Here is a 15,908-nt window from a genome sequence, read left to right as displayed (position 1 = left end):
CGTGCGAGTCGCCGTCACCGGCACGCCCGGCACCGGCAAGACGACGGCCACGTCCCTCCTCGACGTCCCAGTGCTCCACCTCAACGATCTGATCCGCGAGGCGGGCCTCTGGACCGAACGCGACGCGGACCGCGACTCGCTGGTGGCCGATCTGGAGGCCGTCCGCGAGGCGGTCGGCGACTGGTCCGGCGTCGCTGAGTCCCACCTGGCTCACCACCTCGACGCCGACCGGGTGGTCGTCCTCCGGTGTCGGCCCGACGTGCTCGAAGACCGACTCCGTGACCGGGGTGCCAGCGAGGCGAAGGCGACCGAGAACGCCGAGAGCGAGGCGCTCGACGTGATCCTCTCCGAGGCGGTGGACCGCCACGGCCCCGCCGACGTCTACGAAATCGACACGACCGAGCGGACGCCCGCCGAGGTGGCCGCCGACATCGAGGCGGTGATCGCCGGCGACCGGGAGCCGAGCGCCGGCGACGTGGACTTCCTCGACTACCTATGACCCTCGACCGCCTGCGTCCGGTGGCCGAACTCGTCCTCGACCCGATGGTCGCCGCTGCCGACCGGATCGGTCTCACACCCGACGGCGTCAGCGTCGTCGCCTTCGGATTCGCGCTCGCGGCGGCCGCCGGCTTCTACCTCGCTACGCCGCTTGGCTACCTCCTCGGGGCGCTCTGTGTCCTCGCGAACGGTTGGCTGGACCTGCTGGACGGCGCCCTCGCGCGCACGCAGAACGTCGAATCGCGGGCGGGCGACCTGCTGGATCACGTCCTCGACCGCTACGCCGACATCGTCCTCGTGGTGGGACTGGCCGCCGGCGTCGAACGGTACGACCTCGGTCTCCTCGCCGTCACCGGCGTCCTGATGACCTCCTACCTCGGCACGCAGATTCAGGCGGTGGGGCTGGGCCGGGAGTACGGTGGCCTCGTGGGCCGTGCGGACCGTCTGGCACTCGTGGGACTCACGGCCGTGGTCGCCGCCATCGTCGCCCGCCCCCTCGGCCCGTTGAACGTCGTCGGCTGGCTGCTCGTCTTCTTCGCCGTCGTCGGCCACCTCACCGCGCTCCAGCGGTTCTGGGGTGCCTGGAACGACCTCCCCTGAACACGTCGGGGGCGCACCTTTTATCCCCCATCGCCCGCTACGGAGGAGTATGCCCCAGTGTGAAATGTGTGGAGCCGAGAGTTCGTCGCTCACCACGACGAAAGTCGAAGGGGCCGAACTGGAACTCTGCGACGAGTGTTCGGACTTCGGGACCGAGGTCCGCACCGAGTCGAGCAGTTCGTCCTCGACGAAGTACTCTACCTCGTCGTCATCGTCCTCCACGTCCTCGTCCGCGTCGGGCGGCTCTAGTTCGTCTTCCGGCGGCTCCGCCCGCCGGCGCGATATGTTCGACGACATGGACGAGGTCGCCACCGACTACGACGACCGGATCCGGACGGCCCGCGAGGACCGCGGCCTGAGTCAGGAGGAACTGGCGAACGAACTCAACGAGAAGGCGAGCCTCATCCGCAAACTCGAACGCGGCGACATGCTTCCGAGCGACGAGGTGCAGCGCAAACTCGAACACGAACTCGACATCTCGCTGTCCGAGGGGGGCGGCGACGAGGACGCGGAGTGGTCCGGTGGCTCCTCGACGACGACCACCCTCGGCGACGTGGTCAAGCGCAAGGACTAGTACGAGCCGTTTCCGCGGGCGGACGATTATATCGGTCGGGGACGATACCCCGCCCATGGCACGTGACCTAGCCGAGTCGTTCACGCTCGGTGCCGCACAGATCGAACCGGAGTATCACGACGCCGACGGCACCCTCGCGAAGACCTGCCGCTGGATCGAACGTGCCGGTGATCGTGGGGTCGACGTTCTCGTTTTCCCGGAGACGTACTTCCCCGGCTACCCCTACTGGCGACGGAGCACCTCCATCGCCCGGTGGACCGATCTGATGGTCGATCTGAGCGCCAACAGCCTCCACGTCGACGACGACGCCGTCACCACCATCGGCGAGGCCGTCGCCGACGCGAACCTCCACCTCGTCCTCGGGACGAACGAGGTGGACGACCGTCGGGGGAGCGAGACGCTCTACAACTCGCTCTTTTTCTTCGACCGGTCGGGTGAACTCGTCCGCCGCCACCGGAAACTCATGCCCACCCACGACGAGCGCACCATCTGGGGTCGAGGTGACCCCGAACACCTCACCACCCACGACACCGACGTGGGTCGTCTCGGCGGCCTCGTCTGCTACGAGAACCACATGACGCTCTCGAAGGCGGCGCTGTGTGCCGACGGCGAGGAGATTCACGCCGCCGTCTGGCCCGGCTTCTGGGAGCAGCACGGCCATCCCGGCGACAAGACGCGAGCCGAGTCCGCCGCGGCGCGGGACACCTGCGACATCTACCCCGCCGTCCGGGAGTACGCCTTCGAGACGCAGTCGTTCGTTGCCTCCTGTTCCGCCTACATGAGCGACGACGTCCCCGAGGGGTTCGAGGAGGGGGAGATCGGATTCGGCGTGGGCAACGGCGGGAGCATGCTCGTCAACCCCGCCGGGATCGTGAAGGCAGGGCCGGCCGTGGGTGAAGAGACGCTCCTGACCGCGGAGTTCGACCGCGACGAGCGCCGCGCCACCAAGGCCTACTTCGACGCGATGGGTCACTACGCCCGCTGGGACGCGGTGAATCTGGAGGTGCGCGACGGGCGACCCGACCCGGTTCACGACCACCACGGCGACCGGCCCGCCCTCTCGGCCGCCCGCGCCCAGTCGCTCGCCGAGGAGTACGAGGTGCCTATCGACGCGGTGGAGGCCGTCGCCGAGGCGCTTGCGGACGACGGATAGTCACGTTTTTTGTCCGCACGCCTCCCCATCCCGGGTATGTTCGTTCTCGTCAACCTGAAGGCGTACCCCTGTGATCCCGTCGCCGTCGCCGAGGCGGCCCACGCGGTGGCCGAGGAACACGGCGTCCGCATCGCCGTCGCCCCACAGACCGCTCACCTCGACCGCGTCGCCGCCACCGGCGTCGAGACGTGGGCCCAACACGTCGCCCCTCTCGACCACGGGAGTCACACCGGCCACACGCTGGCCGAGGCCCTGACCGACGCCGGCGCCGTCGGGACGCTCTGCAATCACTCCGAACGCCGCCTGAAACTCGCCGACATCGACAGTGCCCTCGACGCCGCCGACCGCGCCGGCCTGGAGACGGTCGTCTGTGCCAACAACCCCGAGCAAGTGGCCGCGGCGGCCGCCCTCGGACCCGACGCCGTGGCGGTCGAACCCCCGGCGCTCATCGGTGGCGACGTCTCCGTGGCCACGGCCGACCCCGGCATCGTCGAGGAGGCCGTCGCCGCCGCCGCCGCCGTCGACCCCGACGTGGCCGTCTACTGCGGGGCCGGCGTCTCCACCGGCGACGACCTAACCGCGGCCGCCGACCTCGGCGCGGAGGGCGTCCTCCTGGCCAGCGGCGTCGCCAAGGCCGACGATCCGCGCGCGGCCCTCGAAAACCTGGTCTCGGGCGTCTAGAGGATCTCCACGCCGCCCGTATCGCTCTCGGCTGGGGTCGTCTCACCGTCGTCGTCGTCCGCGGTCGTGACGCGCTCGTCGTCCCGGTCCGTTCGCTCCCCCGAGTCGGCGGCCGTCGACGGACTCTCCTCGGACTCGTCGTCGATGATCGCCGCGTCCTCGGCGACGAACCCGTCGTCCGGCTTGACGCTGTCGTCGTCCGGGACGACTTCGACGTCCGTTCGCTCCTCGACCGGAATGCTCCGACCGCCGTCGGTCCCGCCATCGTGGACCGTCTCGCCGGCCAGCGTCGCCTCGTCGACGAACGACCGCTCGACGGCCCGCGTCACCGCCGCGAGGTCGGCGTCGTCGAGGTGGTCGTCGAACCGTTCGGCGACCCGATCCGGGAGGGAGTACCGGTACGTGTCCCGGCCGACGTGTTCGATCAGCCCTGCCCGGCGGAGCGGTCGGTTCCGCCCGTAGGCGAGCGTCTGCTTCGGCGTCCCGCCCGCCGCGACGTGGGCGTCGACCGGGTCGGCCGTCCCCGCCTCGCGATAGTGGGCCAGCATCTCCTGCGAGAGGTCCGGGAAGTCCTCGATCCGACCCCGTAGTCTGGCGACGACCGCCTCCCGGGTTCCGGGTTCCGCGTCCGACTCGCCGGCCGCGTCCGTGGCCGTCGCGTCGTTACGGTTCGGTTCGGCACCGGGGGGTGCCTCCCCAGCGCCGAAGGTCACGTCCGCCTGTCCGTCCGCCGAGTCGTCGGCCGCCGACTGCGTCTCGTCCGCTTCGGTTCCGTCGTCGGCCGTGTCGCCTCCGACGGCCATCGTTCCGGGCGTCGGCCAGTCGTTCGGCTCGATTTCCGGGAAATCGTCGCCCTTCGTGTCGTCCTCGCCCTTCGCGTCGTCCTCGCCCTTCGCGTCCGTCGCTTCGGCGCTGGCCGGTGTGTCGGAACCGGCGTCCGACCCGACTTCGTCCGCCGTCTCGTCCTCGGTGTTCGGTTCGTACTCCCGCAGTTCCGCCTGATCCGACGGTACCGGTCGGGCGAGGTTCCGCCCCTCGCCCCCGCGGTACGGCGCCTCGGCCTTCTGGAGCATCGCCTGCGCGAACTTGTCGGCCATCCGGGAGAGGTCCCGGGCGTCCTCCAGTTCCGACTCGAGTTCGCGGATGCGCCGCTCTTTCTCGTCGAGTTCCTGACGCAGGTCGGCGAGTTCGCTCTCGCGGCGTTCCTGTTCGTCGCTGATCTCGCGGAGGTCCGAGACCAGATCGTCGCTGATCGACTTGAGTTCCGGGCGCTCGAAGTCGTCGAGGCCGGGCGTCGCCCCCGCGTCGAAGGTGCGTTTGCGGTGGAACTGCACCCGCCGTACCGACTCGCTCCAGTCCGTCATCAGGAAGGCCTCGCCGTCGCCTAGGTCCTCGACGGCGCTGGCGTGTTCGGCGTCGATGATCCGGCTCACCACGTTCGTGTCGTTGTTCCACGTGAGCCGGTGCCACACCAGCCAGTCACACTGGGTGATGAAGTCCTTCTTTACGTCGGCCGGCCGCTGGCTGATGCCGACGATGCCGAGGCCGTGTTTCCGGCCGCGCTTCCCGATTTTGATGAGCATCTTCCCCGTCTCGTCGAGGCCGCCGCCCTCCGGGATGTACTCGTGGACCTCCTCGACCAGCATCAGGAAGGGCTTTTTCAGTTTCTTCTCCTTCGCGAAGAGGTGGCGCGCGACCGAGAGCAGGAGTTCCTTCGCCTCGTCGTCGTCGAGGTAGCCCGATACGTCGAGGATGATGGGCACGTTGCCCTCCAGCGCCAGCGACGCGATTTTCTCCGCGTGTTCCGGGCTGACCTGGATGTCACACTCGTCGTCGGCGCCCGCGTGCAGGAGTTCGAACTCCTCTTTCAGGCCGTAGTACTCGCCGTCCGTATCGACCACGAGGACCGGAAAGTTGTTCGAAAGCAGGTTCTCTACCAGCACCGACGCGGTGTTGGACTTCCCGGATCCCGACTTCCCGGTGACGAACCCCCGGCCGGTGAGCAGTTCCACCACCGGGAGCGAGACCGGCGCTCCCGGCTCGGCGTCGGCGTCGCCACCGGGACCCTCGCTCACGTCCGCAACCGTGATGGTTTCCGTCTCCGTCATCGGTACGTGAGAGTGTCCCGTCCCCCATAGTTCCGCGTCAGACGGACGTCCTATACTAGCCTTTGTAAGTCAGTGCACGCCCGATCGCCAGACGGCGTGCGAGCGGGCGTGCAAACAGTTCCAAACGCTACGGTACCTCACGCGTCGAAGTCCCCGAGCGAGGACTGCCCCCGCGACGACGCGCCGTCGCCGCCGGTGGTCGCCCCGTCCGCGCCGCCGTCCCAGCCGTCGAGTCGCGACTGCTCCGCCGCCGCGAACTGCAGGTTCGACACCCGCACCCCGAGTTTGCGAACCGGATCACCCGCGAACTCCGTCAGGAGGTCGAGCGCCACCTCCCGAACCAGATCCGGATCGGCGACCGGACCCGGCAGCGACCGCTCCCGCGTGTTCACGTCGTACGGCGGCGTCACGGCCTTGATGCCGATGGTTCGGTAGAGCGCGCCCTTCCCTTCGGCCCGGTCGGCCACGTCCGCCGCCAGGCCGCCGATCGTCTCACGCTGTCTGTCGGCGTCGTCGGTCGCCTCGGTGAACGCCGACTCCCGCGAGAGGCTCTTGGGCCGGCCCTTCGGCGTCACCTCCCGGTCGTCGTGGCCGCGCGCCCGGTCGTGGAGCGTTCGCCCGCGTTCGCCGAACCGCTCCTGCAGTGGGCCGGGGGCCGCGGCCGCCAGATCGCCCGCAGTCTCGATGTCCATCTCCCGAAGTTCCCGCGCCGTCACCGGGCCGACGCCGTGGACCGCGTCGACGGGCAACGGCGCGAAGAAGTCCTGCACTTCGCCGGGTTCGACCACCACTAGCCCGTCGGGTTTGTCGTGGTCGCTCGCCACCTTCGCGGCGCTCATGTTGGGTGCGACGCCGACGCTCGCGGGCACGCCCACCTCGCGAGCGATCCGTTCCTTGACGTGCCGGGCGTACCCCTCCGCGAGCGTCCGGCCGTCGACGACGGTCCACGCCGTCCGCTCGGTCACGTCGAGGTACGCTTCGTCGACGCTTACCTCACGGATCCGGTCCGCACACTCCCGGAGGATGGCTTTGATCCGGTCGGCTACCTCGCGGTAGTACTCCAGATCGACCGGTCGGTAGTACCCCGCCTCGGCCGGGTCGAGAGCCGGGTCCTCGCGTGCCGCTTCCATCCGCGGCAGTCGGTCGAGCGCCTGCGAGATTGCCTGAGCGCTCTCGACGCCGAACTCGCGGGCCTCGTAACTGGCCGTGGCGACGGCACCGTGGGGTTCGCCCGATTCGTACCCCATGCCCACGACGACGGGTTCGCCGTGCAGGTCGGGGTCACGCAACCGCTCGCAGGAGGCGTAGAAACAGTCGATGTCGACGTGACAGACGATGCGCGTCTCCGCGTCCGTGTCGTCCGCCCCGGGAAGTGTTCCACCCTCGCGACCGGCCATGCTCGATGTCGGACGCCGACGCCCCTCAAGATTCCGCTCGTCGGATTCCGACGGTGACGTTATTTCAGCCGCTCCTGCAGGAAGGAGGGGTGTGTCGCCGTCACACCCTCCACGTCGAGGATGTCGTCGTTGATCACGTCGCCCAGGGCGTCGCCGTCGGGCGCCCTGATCTCCGCCATCAACATGTGGTCCCCGGAGGAGGTGTAGAGGGCTTCGACCGCGTCCATCGCCTTCAGCGCGCGCGTCACCTCGACGTACCGTTCGCTCTCGACTTCGATACCGACCATGGCGATGGACTGCCCCGAGAGTTTCTTGGGGTCGACTTCGGCCGAGTAGCCGACGATAACCCCCTCCTCTTCCATCTGCTGGATGTACTTTCGGACCGTCGGCTTCGAGACGCCGGCACGATCCGCAATCTCCCCGTAGGACGCCTGTGCGTCCTCTTCGAGAACGGAGAGGATGCGACGTTCCGTAGCGGTCGTTCCCATATCGGTACCTTTCGGTCCACGTAAAAAATATGTTGCGAAGACGAAAAACGGTTCTTCCTCCCGATCCGAAGGCGCCCCGACAGGCTACTTGTGTCGGTCGAGGAACATGTCGTGGGTGCGCTCCCACTCGTAGTCGTCGTCGAAGTACCGCTCCGCGAGGGGTTCTTCGGGCATCTCGCCGATAGCCTGTTTCTCCTCCTGGTAGGAGGGGCGTTCCGAGTCGACGTAGAACCGACCGGTGAGCACTTCGCCCTCGTAGAGGGTCTTCTCGGCTTCGCTGGCCATCGCCGCGGCCTCGTCCCGGTTCGTCGGGTCGAAGTCGTACTCGTCCGAGTCGTTGACGTCCGTGTAGGGGACGTACTGGCGGGCGTCCTTGTTCCAGGTCGGGCACTGGGTCAGGAAGTCCACGTGGGCGAAGCCGTCGTGTTGCATCGCCTCGACGAGAATCTCCTTGGCCTGGTTCGGGTTGACCGCTGCCGTCCGGGCGACGTAGGAGGCACCGGAGGTGAGCGCCAGCGACAGGGGTCGGATGGGATCTTTGGCGCTTCCGTGGGGCTGGGTCTTCGACTTGTGTCCTTTCGGTGACGTGGGCGACGTCTGCCCCTTCGTCAGGCCGAAGATCTCGTTGTCGAAGACGATGTAGGTCATGTCGTGGTTCTCGCGGGCGGTGTGCATGAAGTGGTTGCCACCGATCCCGTAGCCGTCACCGTCGCCGCCGGCCGCGATCACTTCGAGTTCGGGATTGGCGAGTTTCGCCGCCCGGGCGATGGGCAGCGAGCGGCCGTGAATCGAGTGGTAGCCGTAGCTCTCGAAGTAGCTGTTCAGCTTGCCCGAACAGCCGATGCCGGTGACGAGCAACACCTCGTCGGGGTTGCGGCCGATCTCGGGCATGGCCTGTTTCAACGCCTTCAGGACGCCGAAGTCGCCACACCCCGGACACCACGTCGCCTGGGGTTCGAGGGTGGGCGTGAACTCTTCGCGGTCGATTTCGCGGTCTTCGCCGATTGCTGAGAATGCACTCATGGTTAGTCACCTGCCGCCGGGACGTAGGTGGTCTGCTGGTCGGGGACGTCCTGCCCCTCGATGCTCGCTTCGAAGCCCGCGACGATCTCCGCGGGTTCGAACGGTTCGCCGTTGTACTTCAGGAGGCTGGAGAGTTTGTCGCCGAACCGGCCGAGTTCCTTCTGCGTGAGGCCGCGGAACTGCCCGGAGGCGTTCATCTCGACGACCAGCGCCTCGTCCACGCTCTCTAAGAACGCCGTCATCTCCTCCTCCGGGTAGGGCATCATGTCGCTGACGCCGATGCCTTTCACCGAGTGCCCGGCTTCGTTGAGGCGGGCGACCGCCTCCTCGACGGTCCCCTGCTGGCTGCCGAAGGTGATCAGACCGTAGTCGGCCTCCTCCGGACCCATGTACGTCTGCGTGTTCTTGTCGTCGAGGAACTCGCGTACGCCGTCGAGTTTCGACATCCGGCGTTCCATCTGCGTGACGCGGTTGGTCGGGTCCTCCTCGATGTGGCCGGCCTGGTTGTGTTCGTTCCCGGTCACGAGGAAGTGCCCGCCCTTCTGGCCGGGGATGGACCGCGGACTGACGCCGTCCTCGGCGTCGTAGCGGTAGCGGTAGAACTTCCCGCCGGGACCGTGGGGTGCGTCCGCCAGTTCCTCCTCGGTCGTCACGGCGCCCAGGTCGGGGTTGGGTTCGCGGTCGAAGTGGCTCGCGGGCACGTTCATCAGCTCGCCCCCGAGTTTCTGGTCGTAGAGCAGGACGACCGGCATGTTGTAGCCGTACGCGAGCTGGAAGGCGAGGCGGGACTGCTCGTAGGCCTCGGCGACCGTTCCCGGCGCCAGGACGACGCGGTTCGAGTCTCCCTGGCTCGTGTAGAGGACGTGTTCCAGGTCGGCCTGTTCGGGTTTCGTCGGCAGGCCCGTCGAGGGGCCGGCGCGCATCGCCTCGACCAGCACCACGGGCGTCTCGGACATCTCCGCCAGTCCGAGCGGCTCGGACATGAGCGCGAAGCCGCCGCCGGACGACCCGGACATCGACTTGACGCCGGCGTGGGAGGCGCCGAGCGCGAGCGCCGCCGCCGCGATTTCGTCCTCGACCTGTTCGGAGACGCCGCCGAGGTCCGGCAGCGCCTGGGACATGATCGTGAACACCTCGGTCCACGGCGTCATCGGGTAGCCCGCGATGAACCGACAGCCCTCGTCGATGGCGCCGTAGGCGATGGTGTCGCTCCCGGAGAGCAGTACCTGTTCCTCGTCGTGGTCGCCCTCGGGAACCTGGAGGTCGTGGGTGAACTCGAACTCCTCTTTCACCATATCGTGGGTGTAATGCAGGATCTCCCTGTTTGGTTCGAGGATGTCCTCGGGCATCGACTCGGCCATCAGTTCCTCGAAGTACTGGAGGTCGATGCCGAGGAGGGCGGCCGTCGCCCCGACGCCGGCGGTGTTCCGCATGACCTCTCGTCCGTGGTCGCGGGCGATTTCGCGGAGGTTGAGCGGATAGACGTGCCAGTCGTTCTCTTCGACTCGTTCCTCGAAGTTCGGGATGTCCTCGCTGTCCAGTAGCCCGGTGTCGTAGACGATGACGCCGCCCTCGTTGAGTTCGTCGAGGTTCTCCGCCAGCGGCTTCACCTCCTCGTCACCGTAGTACGCGTCCTCCTTGGGGTTGCGGGCGAAGGAGTCTCCCAGCGCGAGTAGGCAGTTGAACCCGTCACCCCGGGACTGGACCGGTTCGGACTTGGCCCGTACCTCGGTGTACGTGTGGCCGCCGCGAATCCGCGACGGATAATGTCGATGCGTAAAGACGTGGAGCCCTGCCCGCATCAGGGCCTTGGCGAAGTTCTGACTTGTCGATGCGATACCGTCGCCCGACCCGCCAGCGATCCGCCACATGAGTTCGTGGTCAGTCATATTCACATCACGGCCCGAAGGGGGCCACTACCGAGGAGGTTGTCCATGGTTCGACTAAAGCCTTTGCTATACGTTACCAAGCAAAAATGATGTAAGACCGGCGATTTCGGGGCTCCTACTCGCTATCGGGACGACGGGAAAATCGGCGGGCCGGCGTCGGTTGGCTGGACGCCAAGTGCCGCGAAGGTGCCCGAGCGTCGATCGTATCAGTCCCCGGACTCGTTTGCGGGCCACGTCGTCTCCGCGCGCACCCACCGCGTCGCGTGCGTCGCTCAGACCGACCGTTCGAGATAGCCGTCGATGCGTTCGACGTGTTTCGTCTCGTAGGTCCAGAACCCCCGCCAGCGGTTCGGTTCCTACTGGTGGGCGACAAGTGCTGTCGCTTCCGCCCCGTCCGCCTCACCGACGCCCCCTCCGACGGTCGGTACCACACACTACGAGTTGCGGTACTCCTCGCCAGCGCCACCGTGGACGGTAGCGTCTCGCAACGTCGGCGACTCGTCCGGCACGCCGTAGACGTGGACGTCGGGCGTCCGCCCCGAGAGGCGTTCGTACACCTGCCGAGTGCCGAACTCGTCTTCGAGTCGGGACAGCCGCTGGAACGCCGAGCGAACTGTCCCCACCCCCGCCTCGTGGGCCAGTCGCTCGATGTGTCGGGAGATGAGTACCAGGAGGAGGGTCTCCTTGTTCGACGCCGGATGCCCACGGAGGTCGAACAGCGTTCCGTCCATCCCCGTCAGCACCGACGGAACGGCGTCGTCGAACCCCCACGCACTCGTCTTGAAGCGGTCGGCGTTCACGAGCAAGAACGACTGAATCACCCGGTCGAGCGACGGGATGGCGGTGACTTCGCCGCCCTCGAGGGGTGCGACCAGGTCCTCGTCGGTCGGCAGCGCCCGTTCGGACAGAGTCACCGACTGCGTGGCGAACGCGTTCGCGAGTAGGTCCCGTATCGGTTTCGGGTGAGTCCGGTTGACGGTGACGAGCGACACGTCACCGTCGGGGACGTCGGTGAAGAAGTCGCGAAGGCTGGACGGGGGCGCGTCGACGACCATCTCCGTGGGAGGGAAGGACATACACGTCAGCTACCCTGTGCCCGCGTTATCACCCCTGAAATCCGTGGGGCAGTGCGGAGACGGCCGGACGGCCTACGAGTCGACGTCGTCCGGACTCCGCGGGTGGTAGTCGGTGTCGTACTCGCCCGGTTGGCCGTCCAGCCGGTCGGGCGTAATCCGCCCCGCCAGCAACATGAAGTCGACGACGGTCAGCGCGAGCATCGACTCGACGACCGGCACGCCCCGCGGCGGGAGCACCGGGTCGTGCCGGCCGACGACCTGAATCTCCTTCTCCTCGCCCGTCTCCCAGTCGACCGTCGTCTGAGTCTTCGGGATGGACGTCGGCGCGTGCAGCGTCACCTCCCCGTAGATCGGTTCACCGGTCGTGATGCCGCCCTGGATACCGCCGTGGTCGTTGCCGACGGGCCGGGGGTCACCCTCCTCGTCGAACTCCCAGTCCTCGTTGCGCTCGGACCCCGTGTATCGTCGCGCCTCGCGACCCAGTCCGAACTCGAAGGCCGTCGCCGCCGGCACCGACATCAGTGCCTGCCCGAGGCGCGCCGAAAAGGAGTCGAACCGCGGCGCGCCGAGACCCCGGGGAACGCCGCGAACTTCGAACTCGATGGACCCTCCGATGGAGTCGCCTTCCTGCTGGTACTCGTCGATGGCCTCGCGCATCCGCTCGGCCGTCTCGGGGTGGCCACACCGCACCTCGTTGTCCTCGCTGTGTTCGACCATCTCCTCGAAGCTCACCTCGGGCGCCTCGATGTCGCCGATCTGATTGACGTGCGCCTTGAGCTCGACGTCCCGCTGGGCGAGAATCTTCTTGGCCACTGCGCCCGCGGCAACCCAGTTCACCGTCTCCCGCGCCGAGGAGCGGCCGCCGCCCCCCCAGTTGCGCGTGCCGAACTTCGCCGAGTACGTGAAGTCGCCGTGCGAGGGGCGCGGCGCCGTCACGAACGGCTCGTACTTGCCCGACCGGGCGTCCTTGTTCTGGATGACCATCCCCAGCGGCGTCCCCGTGGTGTAGCCGTCTTGCAGGCCGCTGTGGATCCGCACCTCGTCGGGCTCGCCCCGGCTGGTGGTGATCATCGACTGACCCGGCTTGCGGCGGTCCAGGTCGCCTTGGATGTCCTCCTCGCTGAGTTCGAGGCCTGCGGGACAGCCGGAGACGACGACGCCCATCGCGTCCCCGTGGCTCTCCCCGTAGGTCGTCACCTGAAACAGACGACCGAATCGGTTACCGTTCATGTTCGATCAGTTCGGCTCCGAGATGATAAAGTACGTCGAAGAAGCCCGGGAAGGAGACGTCGACGTGGTCGGCGCCCTCGACGGTGGTCGTCCCCTCGGCGACCAGCCCCGCCACCGCCAGCGACATCACGATCCGATGGTCGTCGTGGCCCGCGACGGTCGCGCCCCGAAGCCGCGACTCACCGCCGTGGACCGTCAGGACGTCCCGCTCCTCGGTCACGTCGGCGCCCAGACGCTCCAGTTCCGTCGCCATCGCGCTCACGCGGTCGGTCTCCTTGTACCGGACGTGTTCGCAGTTGACGATCCGAGTCTCGCCCTCCGCGACGGCACCGAGGACCGCGACGGTCGGCAGGAGATCCGGCGTGTCACCCACGTCCACCTCGATACCCGTCAGGTCGCTCCGTCGGACCGTGATCTCCCCCACCTCGCGGTCCCAACTCACGTCCGCGCCCATCCGCTCCAGCACGTCGACGATGGCGCTGTCGCCCTGCGCGCTGGGTCGGGCGCCCTCGACGACGACGCCCTCCTCGCCGCCCGCCACTGCCCCCGCGGCCAGCAGGTACGACATCGACGAGAAGTCGCCCGGGACCGCGTAGGTGTCGTCCCGGCCGTACGACTGCTCGCCCGGCACGCGGTAGCCCGCCTCCGTCGCCGCGGCCTCGACGCCGAAGTCCGCCAGCACTTCGAGCGTGATGTCGACGTAGGGCGCCGACTTCAGCTCCGTCTCCAGCTCGATTTCGATTCCCGTCTCGGTCACCGCACCCGCCATCAGCAAGGCGGTGATGTACTGTGAAGAGACGTCTCCGGGGATGGACACCGCGCCGCCGCCGACGTCGCCGCCGACGACGAGCGGTGCCTGTCCGTTGCCGCGCGTACTCTCGGCCCGGCCGTCGAGTTGTTCGACCGCGTCGAGGAGCGGCCCCTGCGGCCGCGACCGGAGCGATTCGTCGCCCGTCAGCACCGTCAACCCGTCCGCGAGCGCCGCGCAGGCGGTCACGATGCGCATCGTCGTCCCGCTGTTCGCACAGTCGATCACGTCGTCCGGGACGGTCGGTCGGCCGTCGAAGCCCGCGACGTCGAGTTGCCGGTCGTCGGTCACCCGGTCGACGCGGCCCCCGAACGCTTCGACCGCCCGCATCGTCGCCCGCGTGTCGGCGCTCACCAGCGGATCGCCGACGACGGCGCCATCGCTGTACCCCGCCGCGAGGATCGCCCGGTGTGTGTAGCTCTTCGACGGCGGCGCCCGCGCCCGTCCGTCGACCCGCGACCGCGTGAGTTCCACGTCCATGGGCCACCGGTCGGGCGGCCGCCGTATCAGCGTACCGACCGCGACACCCGTCGGTCGCCGACCGGCCCGGTGGTCACCTCCCGGCACCAACTGTTAGGTGGCTGTGCGTGGTATCGTGCGCCATGGTCGTCGAGGCGGAAGGTCACATCGTTCTCGTCGGCGGGAGCGACCGTCTCGACGTCCTCCTCACCGACGCGGGGTTCGACGTGACGACCGTCGACGCGGCCTCCCGGTGTCTCGACGTCGTCGAAGGGGGCGACGTCGACGGGGTCGTCAGCGCCTACAACCTCCCCGACCTCGACGGGGTGTGTCTCCTCCGCTCGATTCGAGTCTCCCGACCGTCGCTTCCGTTCGTCCTGGTTACGGCCGAGGGGTCCCCGGAGATTGCGGCCAACGCCGTCGCGGCCGACGTGACCGGGTACGTCCCGCGGGACGATCCGGAGCGGGTCGTCTCGCGACTCCGGGAGGCAATCCACCAGGAGGAGCCGTGGGCGGACGAGGAGAGCCGGACGCGGTATCGTCATCTCGTCGAAATTTCACCCGTCGCGATCAACCTGTTCGACGCCAGCGGCGAGTCCATCTGGTGTAACGAGGCGGCCCTCGACCTCCTCGGACTGTCGCGGCGCGACGAACTCATCGGCCACTCGATTTTCGAGTTCGTCCACCCCGACGACGCCGACATCGTCGAGCAGGAACTGTCGACCGTCGTCGAACGCGGGGTGTCGGTCGGGCCGACCTACATGCGACTCCGTCGTCCCGACGGCGAGGTGCGACACGTTCAGGTGGCGACGGCAGTCGGCCGCTTCTTCGGCGAGAACATCGGACAGGCCGTCGTCGTCGACGTCACGGACCTCCAGCGGACGCGAAGCGCCCTCCGCGCGGAGCGACGCTTCGTCGAACGTGCCCTCGACACCCTCGAGGACGTGTTCTACGTCGTCGACGACGACGGCAACCTCCTGCGGTGGAACGAGGCCGCCACGGCAGTGACCGGCTACGACGACGTGGAACTGGCGTCGATGACGGTCCGTGATCTGTTCATCGACGCCGACACCCCCCGGATCGAGGAGTCGATCGAACGGGCCTTCGAGACGGGAAGCGACACTGTCGAGGTCACACTCGTCACCCGTCAGGGTCGCCACATCCCCTACGAATTTCGGAGCCGGCGACTGAACGATGATCCCGACGAGACGCCATCCCGGGTCGTCGGCATCGGCCGTGACGTCGCCGCGCGAAAGGAGCGAAAGCGACAGATGCAGGTGCTCGAACAGTGGCTCCGTCACAACATCCGCAACGACATGAACGTGATTCGAGGCACCGCCGAGGAGATCCGCCGCGGCCGGGTCGACGACGAGGAGGCGGCCCTCCGCCGCATCGAGGCGTACGGCGAGCACATCGTCGAACAGGCCGACCGGGAACGCCGGATCGTCGAGGTGCTCACGAACCCACCCGACTCGGTTCCGATCGACGTGTCGAAGCTAGTCGACCGGCAGGTCCGGCGGGCACGCGCGCACTACCCGCACGCCGACATCGAAGTCGGCGGAGAGACCGATCTGGTGGCGGCGGTGATTCCCGACCTGTCCACAGCCGTCTCCGAACTCGTCGAGAACGCCGTCGAGTACAGCGACGCCGACGCGCCGACGATCCGAATCGACGTCGACCGGCGTGACGACGGCCGGGTCGTCGTTCGGATCGCGGACGACGGGCCGGGCATCCCCGACATCGAGCGCCGGAGCCTCCACCTCGACGAGGACATCGATCAACTCCACCACAGTTCCGGGCTGGGCCTCCTGTTCGCCTCCTGGGTGGTGCGCCTCTCGGACGGTACCCTTGGAATCGAGGCGAGGGAACCCCGCGGAAGCGTGATCACGCTGACGTTGCCGGCAGCCGAGTCCGCGTGACGGGC

14 protein-coding genes are annotated in these 15,908 nt (G+C 68.0%); 6 read left to right on the top strand and 8 right to left on the bottom strand.

Annotated elements, in window-relative coordinates:
- Nucleotide 1 precedes the first annotated feature (1 nt).
- From V8686_RS14615 to tpiA, 5 genes are read left to right on the top strand one after another with little or no spacing between them, the layout of a single operon-like run.
- Nucleotides 2-499, top strand: a complete 498-nt coding sequence (locus V8686_RS14615; protein WP_379706628.1) for an adenylate kinase family protein — start codon at nucleotides 2-4, stop codon at nucleotides 497-499.
- Complete coding sequence (locus tag V8686_RS14610; protein ID WP_379705416.1) at nucleotides 496-1,098, top strand: CDP-alcohol phosphatidyltransferase family protein; 603 nt, start codon at nucleotides 496-498, stop codon at nucleotides 1,096-1,098. Before V8686_RS14615 ends, V8686_RS14610 begins: the two co-directional genes overlap by 4 nt.
- A 49-nt stretch (nucleotides 1,099-1,147) precedes the next feature.
- Nucleotides 1,148-1,672 carry a multiprotein bridging factor aMBF1 gene (locus V8686_RS14605; protein ID WP_379705413.1) on the top strand — a complete coding sequence of 175 codons (525 nt, stop codon included), beginning with the start codon at nucleotides 1,148-1,150 and terminating at the stop codon, nucleotides 1,670-1,672.
- 55 nt (nucleotides 1,673-1,727) lie between these two features.
- Nucleotides 1,728-2,825, top strand: a complete 1,098-nt coding sequence (locus tag V8686_RS14600) for a carbon-nitrogen hydrolase family protein (RefSeq protein WP_379705410.1) — start codon at nucleotides 1,728-1,730, stop codon at nucleotides 2,823-2,825.
- A 36-nt stretch (nucleotides 2,826-2,861) separates the two neighbouring features.
- The gene (tpiA, locus tag V8686_RS14595) at nucleotides 2,862-3,506 is read left to right on the top strand and encodes a triose-phosphate isomerase (protein ID WP_379705407.1); all 645 of its coding nucleotides are present in this window, start codon (nucleotides 2,862-2,864) and stop codon (nucleotides 3,504-3,506) included.
- Here the strand turns inward: tpiA and V8686_RS14590 are convergent.
- The 8 genes from V8686_RS14590 to aroA all read right to left on the bottom strand — a co-directional run bounded on the left by V8686_RS14590 (nucleotide 3,503) and on the right by aroA (nucleotide 14,005).
- Nucleotides 3,503-5,614, bottom strand: coding sequence for a helicase HerA domain-containing protein (locus tag V8686_RS14590; RefSeq protein WP_379705404.1), 2,112 nt, complete (start codon nucleotides 5,612-5,614; stop codon nucleotides 3,503-3,505). The two genes, tpiA and V8686_RS14590, sit on opposite strands and share 4 nt — an antisense overlap.
- 137 nt (nucleotides 5,615-5,751) lie before the next feature.
- Nucleotides 5,752-7,011, bottom strand: coding sequence for a DNA polymerase IV (dinB, locus tag V8686_RS14585; RefSeq protein ID WP_379705401.1), 1,260 nt, complete (start codon nucleotides 7,009-7,011; stop codon nucleotides 5,752-5,754).
- A gap of 59 nt (nucleotides 7,012-7,070) precedes the next feature.
- Nucleotides 7,071-7,499: an HTH-type transcriptional regulator LrpA1 gene (lrpA1, locus tag V8686_RS14580; RefSeq protein WP_379705398.1), complete on the bottom strand. Its 429-nt coding sequence runs from the start codon at nucleotides 7,497-7,499 to the stop codon at nucleotides 7,071-7,073.
- An 84-nt stretch (nucleotides 7,500-7,583) separates the two neighbouring features.
- Nucleotides 7,584-8,522, bottom strand: a complete 939-nt coding sequence (locus tag V8686_RS14575) for a thiamine pyrophosphate-dependent enzyme (RefSeq protein WP_379705395.1) — start codon at nucleotides 8,520-8,522, stop codon at nucleotides 7,584-7,586.
- Between the two features lie 2 nt (nucleotides 8,523-8,524).
- The gene (locus tag V8686_RS14570; protein ID WP_379705392.1) at nucleotides 8,525-10,411 is read right to left on the bottom strand and encodes a 2-oxoacid:acceptor oxidoreductase subunit alpha; all 1,887 of its coding nucleotides are present in this window, start codon (nucleotides 10,409-10,411) and stop codon (nucleotides 8,525-8,527) included.
- A 434-nt stretch (nucleotides 10,412-10,845) separates the two neighbouring features.
- The gene (locus V8686_RS14565) at nucleotides 10,846-11,487 is read right to left on the bottom strand and encodes a DICT sensory domain-containing protein (RefSeq protein ID WP_379705389.1); all 642 of its coding nucleotides are present in this window, start codon (nucleotides 11,485-11,487) and stop codon (nucleotides 10,846-10,848) included.
- 72 nt (nucleotides 11,488-11,559) lie between these two features.
- The gene (gene aroC, locus V8686_RS14560) at nucleotides 11,560-12,717 is read right to left on the bottom strand and encodes a chorismate synthase (RefSeq protein WP_379705386.1); all 1,158 of its coding nucleotides are present in this window, start codon (nucleotides 12,715-12,717) and stop codon (nucleotides 11,560-11,562) included.
- Complete coding sequence (aroA, locus tag V8686_RS14555; RefSeq protein WP_379705383.1) at nucleotides 12,707-14,005, bottom strand: 3-phosphoshikimate 1-carboxyvinyltransferase; 1,299 nt, start codon at nucleotides 14,003-14,005, stop codon at nucleotides 12,707-12,709. The genes aroC and aroA overlap by 11 nt, the downstream gene beginning before the upstream one ends.
- Before the next feature lie 122 nt (nucleotides 14,006-14,127).
- Here aroA and V8686_RS14550 point away from each other — a divergent pair, with 122 nt between their 5' ends.
- Nucleotides 14,128-15,903, top strand: coding sequence for a PAS domain S-box protein (locus V8686_RS14550; RefSeq protein WP_379705380.1), 1,776 nt, complete (start codon nucleotides 14,128-14,130; stop codon nucleotides 15,901-15,903).
- Nucleotides 15,904-15,908: the final 5 nt, after the last annotated feature.

Origin of the sequence: Haloplanus litoreus (genome assembly GCF_045690335.1) — an archaeon.
Classification (GTDB): domain Archaea; phylum Halobacteriota; class Halobacteria; order Halobacteriales; family Haloferacaceae; genus Haloplanus; species Haloplanus litoreus.
This window is presented reverse-complemented; position numbering and strand designations above follow the sequence as displayed.

Coding starts and splice junctions, on each gene's coding strand:
- V8686_RS14610 (WP_379705416.1), top strand. CDS start 496: ATGACCCTCGACCGCCTGCGTCCGGTGGCCGAACTCGTCCTCGACCCG.
- V8686_RS14600 (WP_379705410.1), top strand. CDS start 1,728: ATGGCACGTGACCTAGCCGAGTCGTTCACGCTCGGTGCCGCACAGATC.
- V8686_RS14565 (WP_379705389.1), bottom strand. CDS start 11,487: ATGTCCTTCCCTCCCACGGAGATGGTCGTCGACGCGCCCCCGTCCAGC.
- aroC (WP_379705386.1), bottom strand. CDS start 12,717: ATGAACGGTAACCGATTCGGTCGTCTGTTTCAGGTGACGACCTACGGG.
- V8686_RS14550 (WP_379705380.1), top strand. CDS start 14,128: ATGGTCGTCGAGGCGGAAGGTCACATCGTTCTCGTCGGCGGGAGCGAC.
- tpiA (WP_379705407.1), top strand. CDS start 2,862: ATGTTCGTTCTCGTCAACCTGAAGGCGTACCCCTGTGATCCCGTCGCC.
- V8686_RS14575 (WP_379705395.1), bottom strand. CDS start 8,522: ATGAGTGCATTCTCAGCAATCGGCGAAGACCGCGAAATCGACCGCGAA.
- V8686_RS14570 (WP_379705392.1), bottom strand. CDS start 10,411: ATGACTGACCACGAACTCATGTGGCGGATCGCTGGCGGGTCGGGCGAC.
- lrpA1 (WP_379705398.1), bottom strand. CDS start 7,499: ATGGGAACGACCGCTACGGAACGTCGCATCCTCTCCGTTCTCGAAGAG.
- dinB (WP_379705401.1), bottom strand. CDS start 7,011: ATGGCCGGTCGCGAGGGTGGAACACTTCCCGGGGCGGACGACACGGAC.
- V8686_RS14590 (WP_379705404.1), bottom strand. CDS start 5,614: ATGACGGAGACGGAAACCATCACGGTTGCGGACGTGAGCGAGGGTCCC.
- aroA (WP_379705383.1), bottom strand. CDS start 14,005: ATGGACGTGGAACTCACGCGGTCGCGGGTCGACGGACGGGCGCGGGCG.
- V8686_RS14605 (WP_379705413.1), top strand. CDS start 1,148: ATGCCCCAGTGTGAAATGTGTGGAGCCGAGAGTTCGTCGCTCACCACG.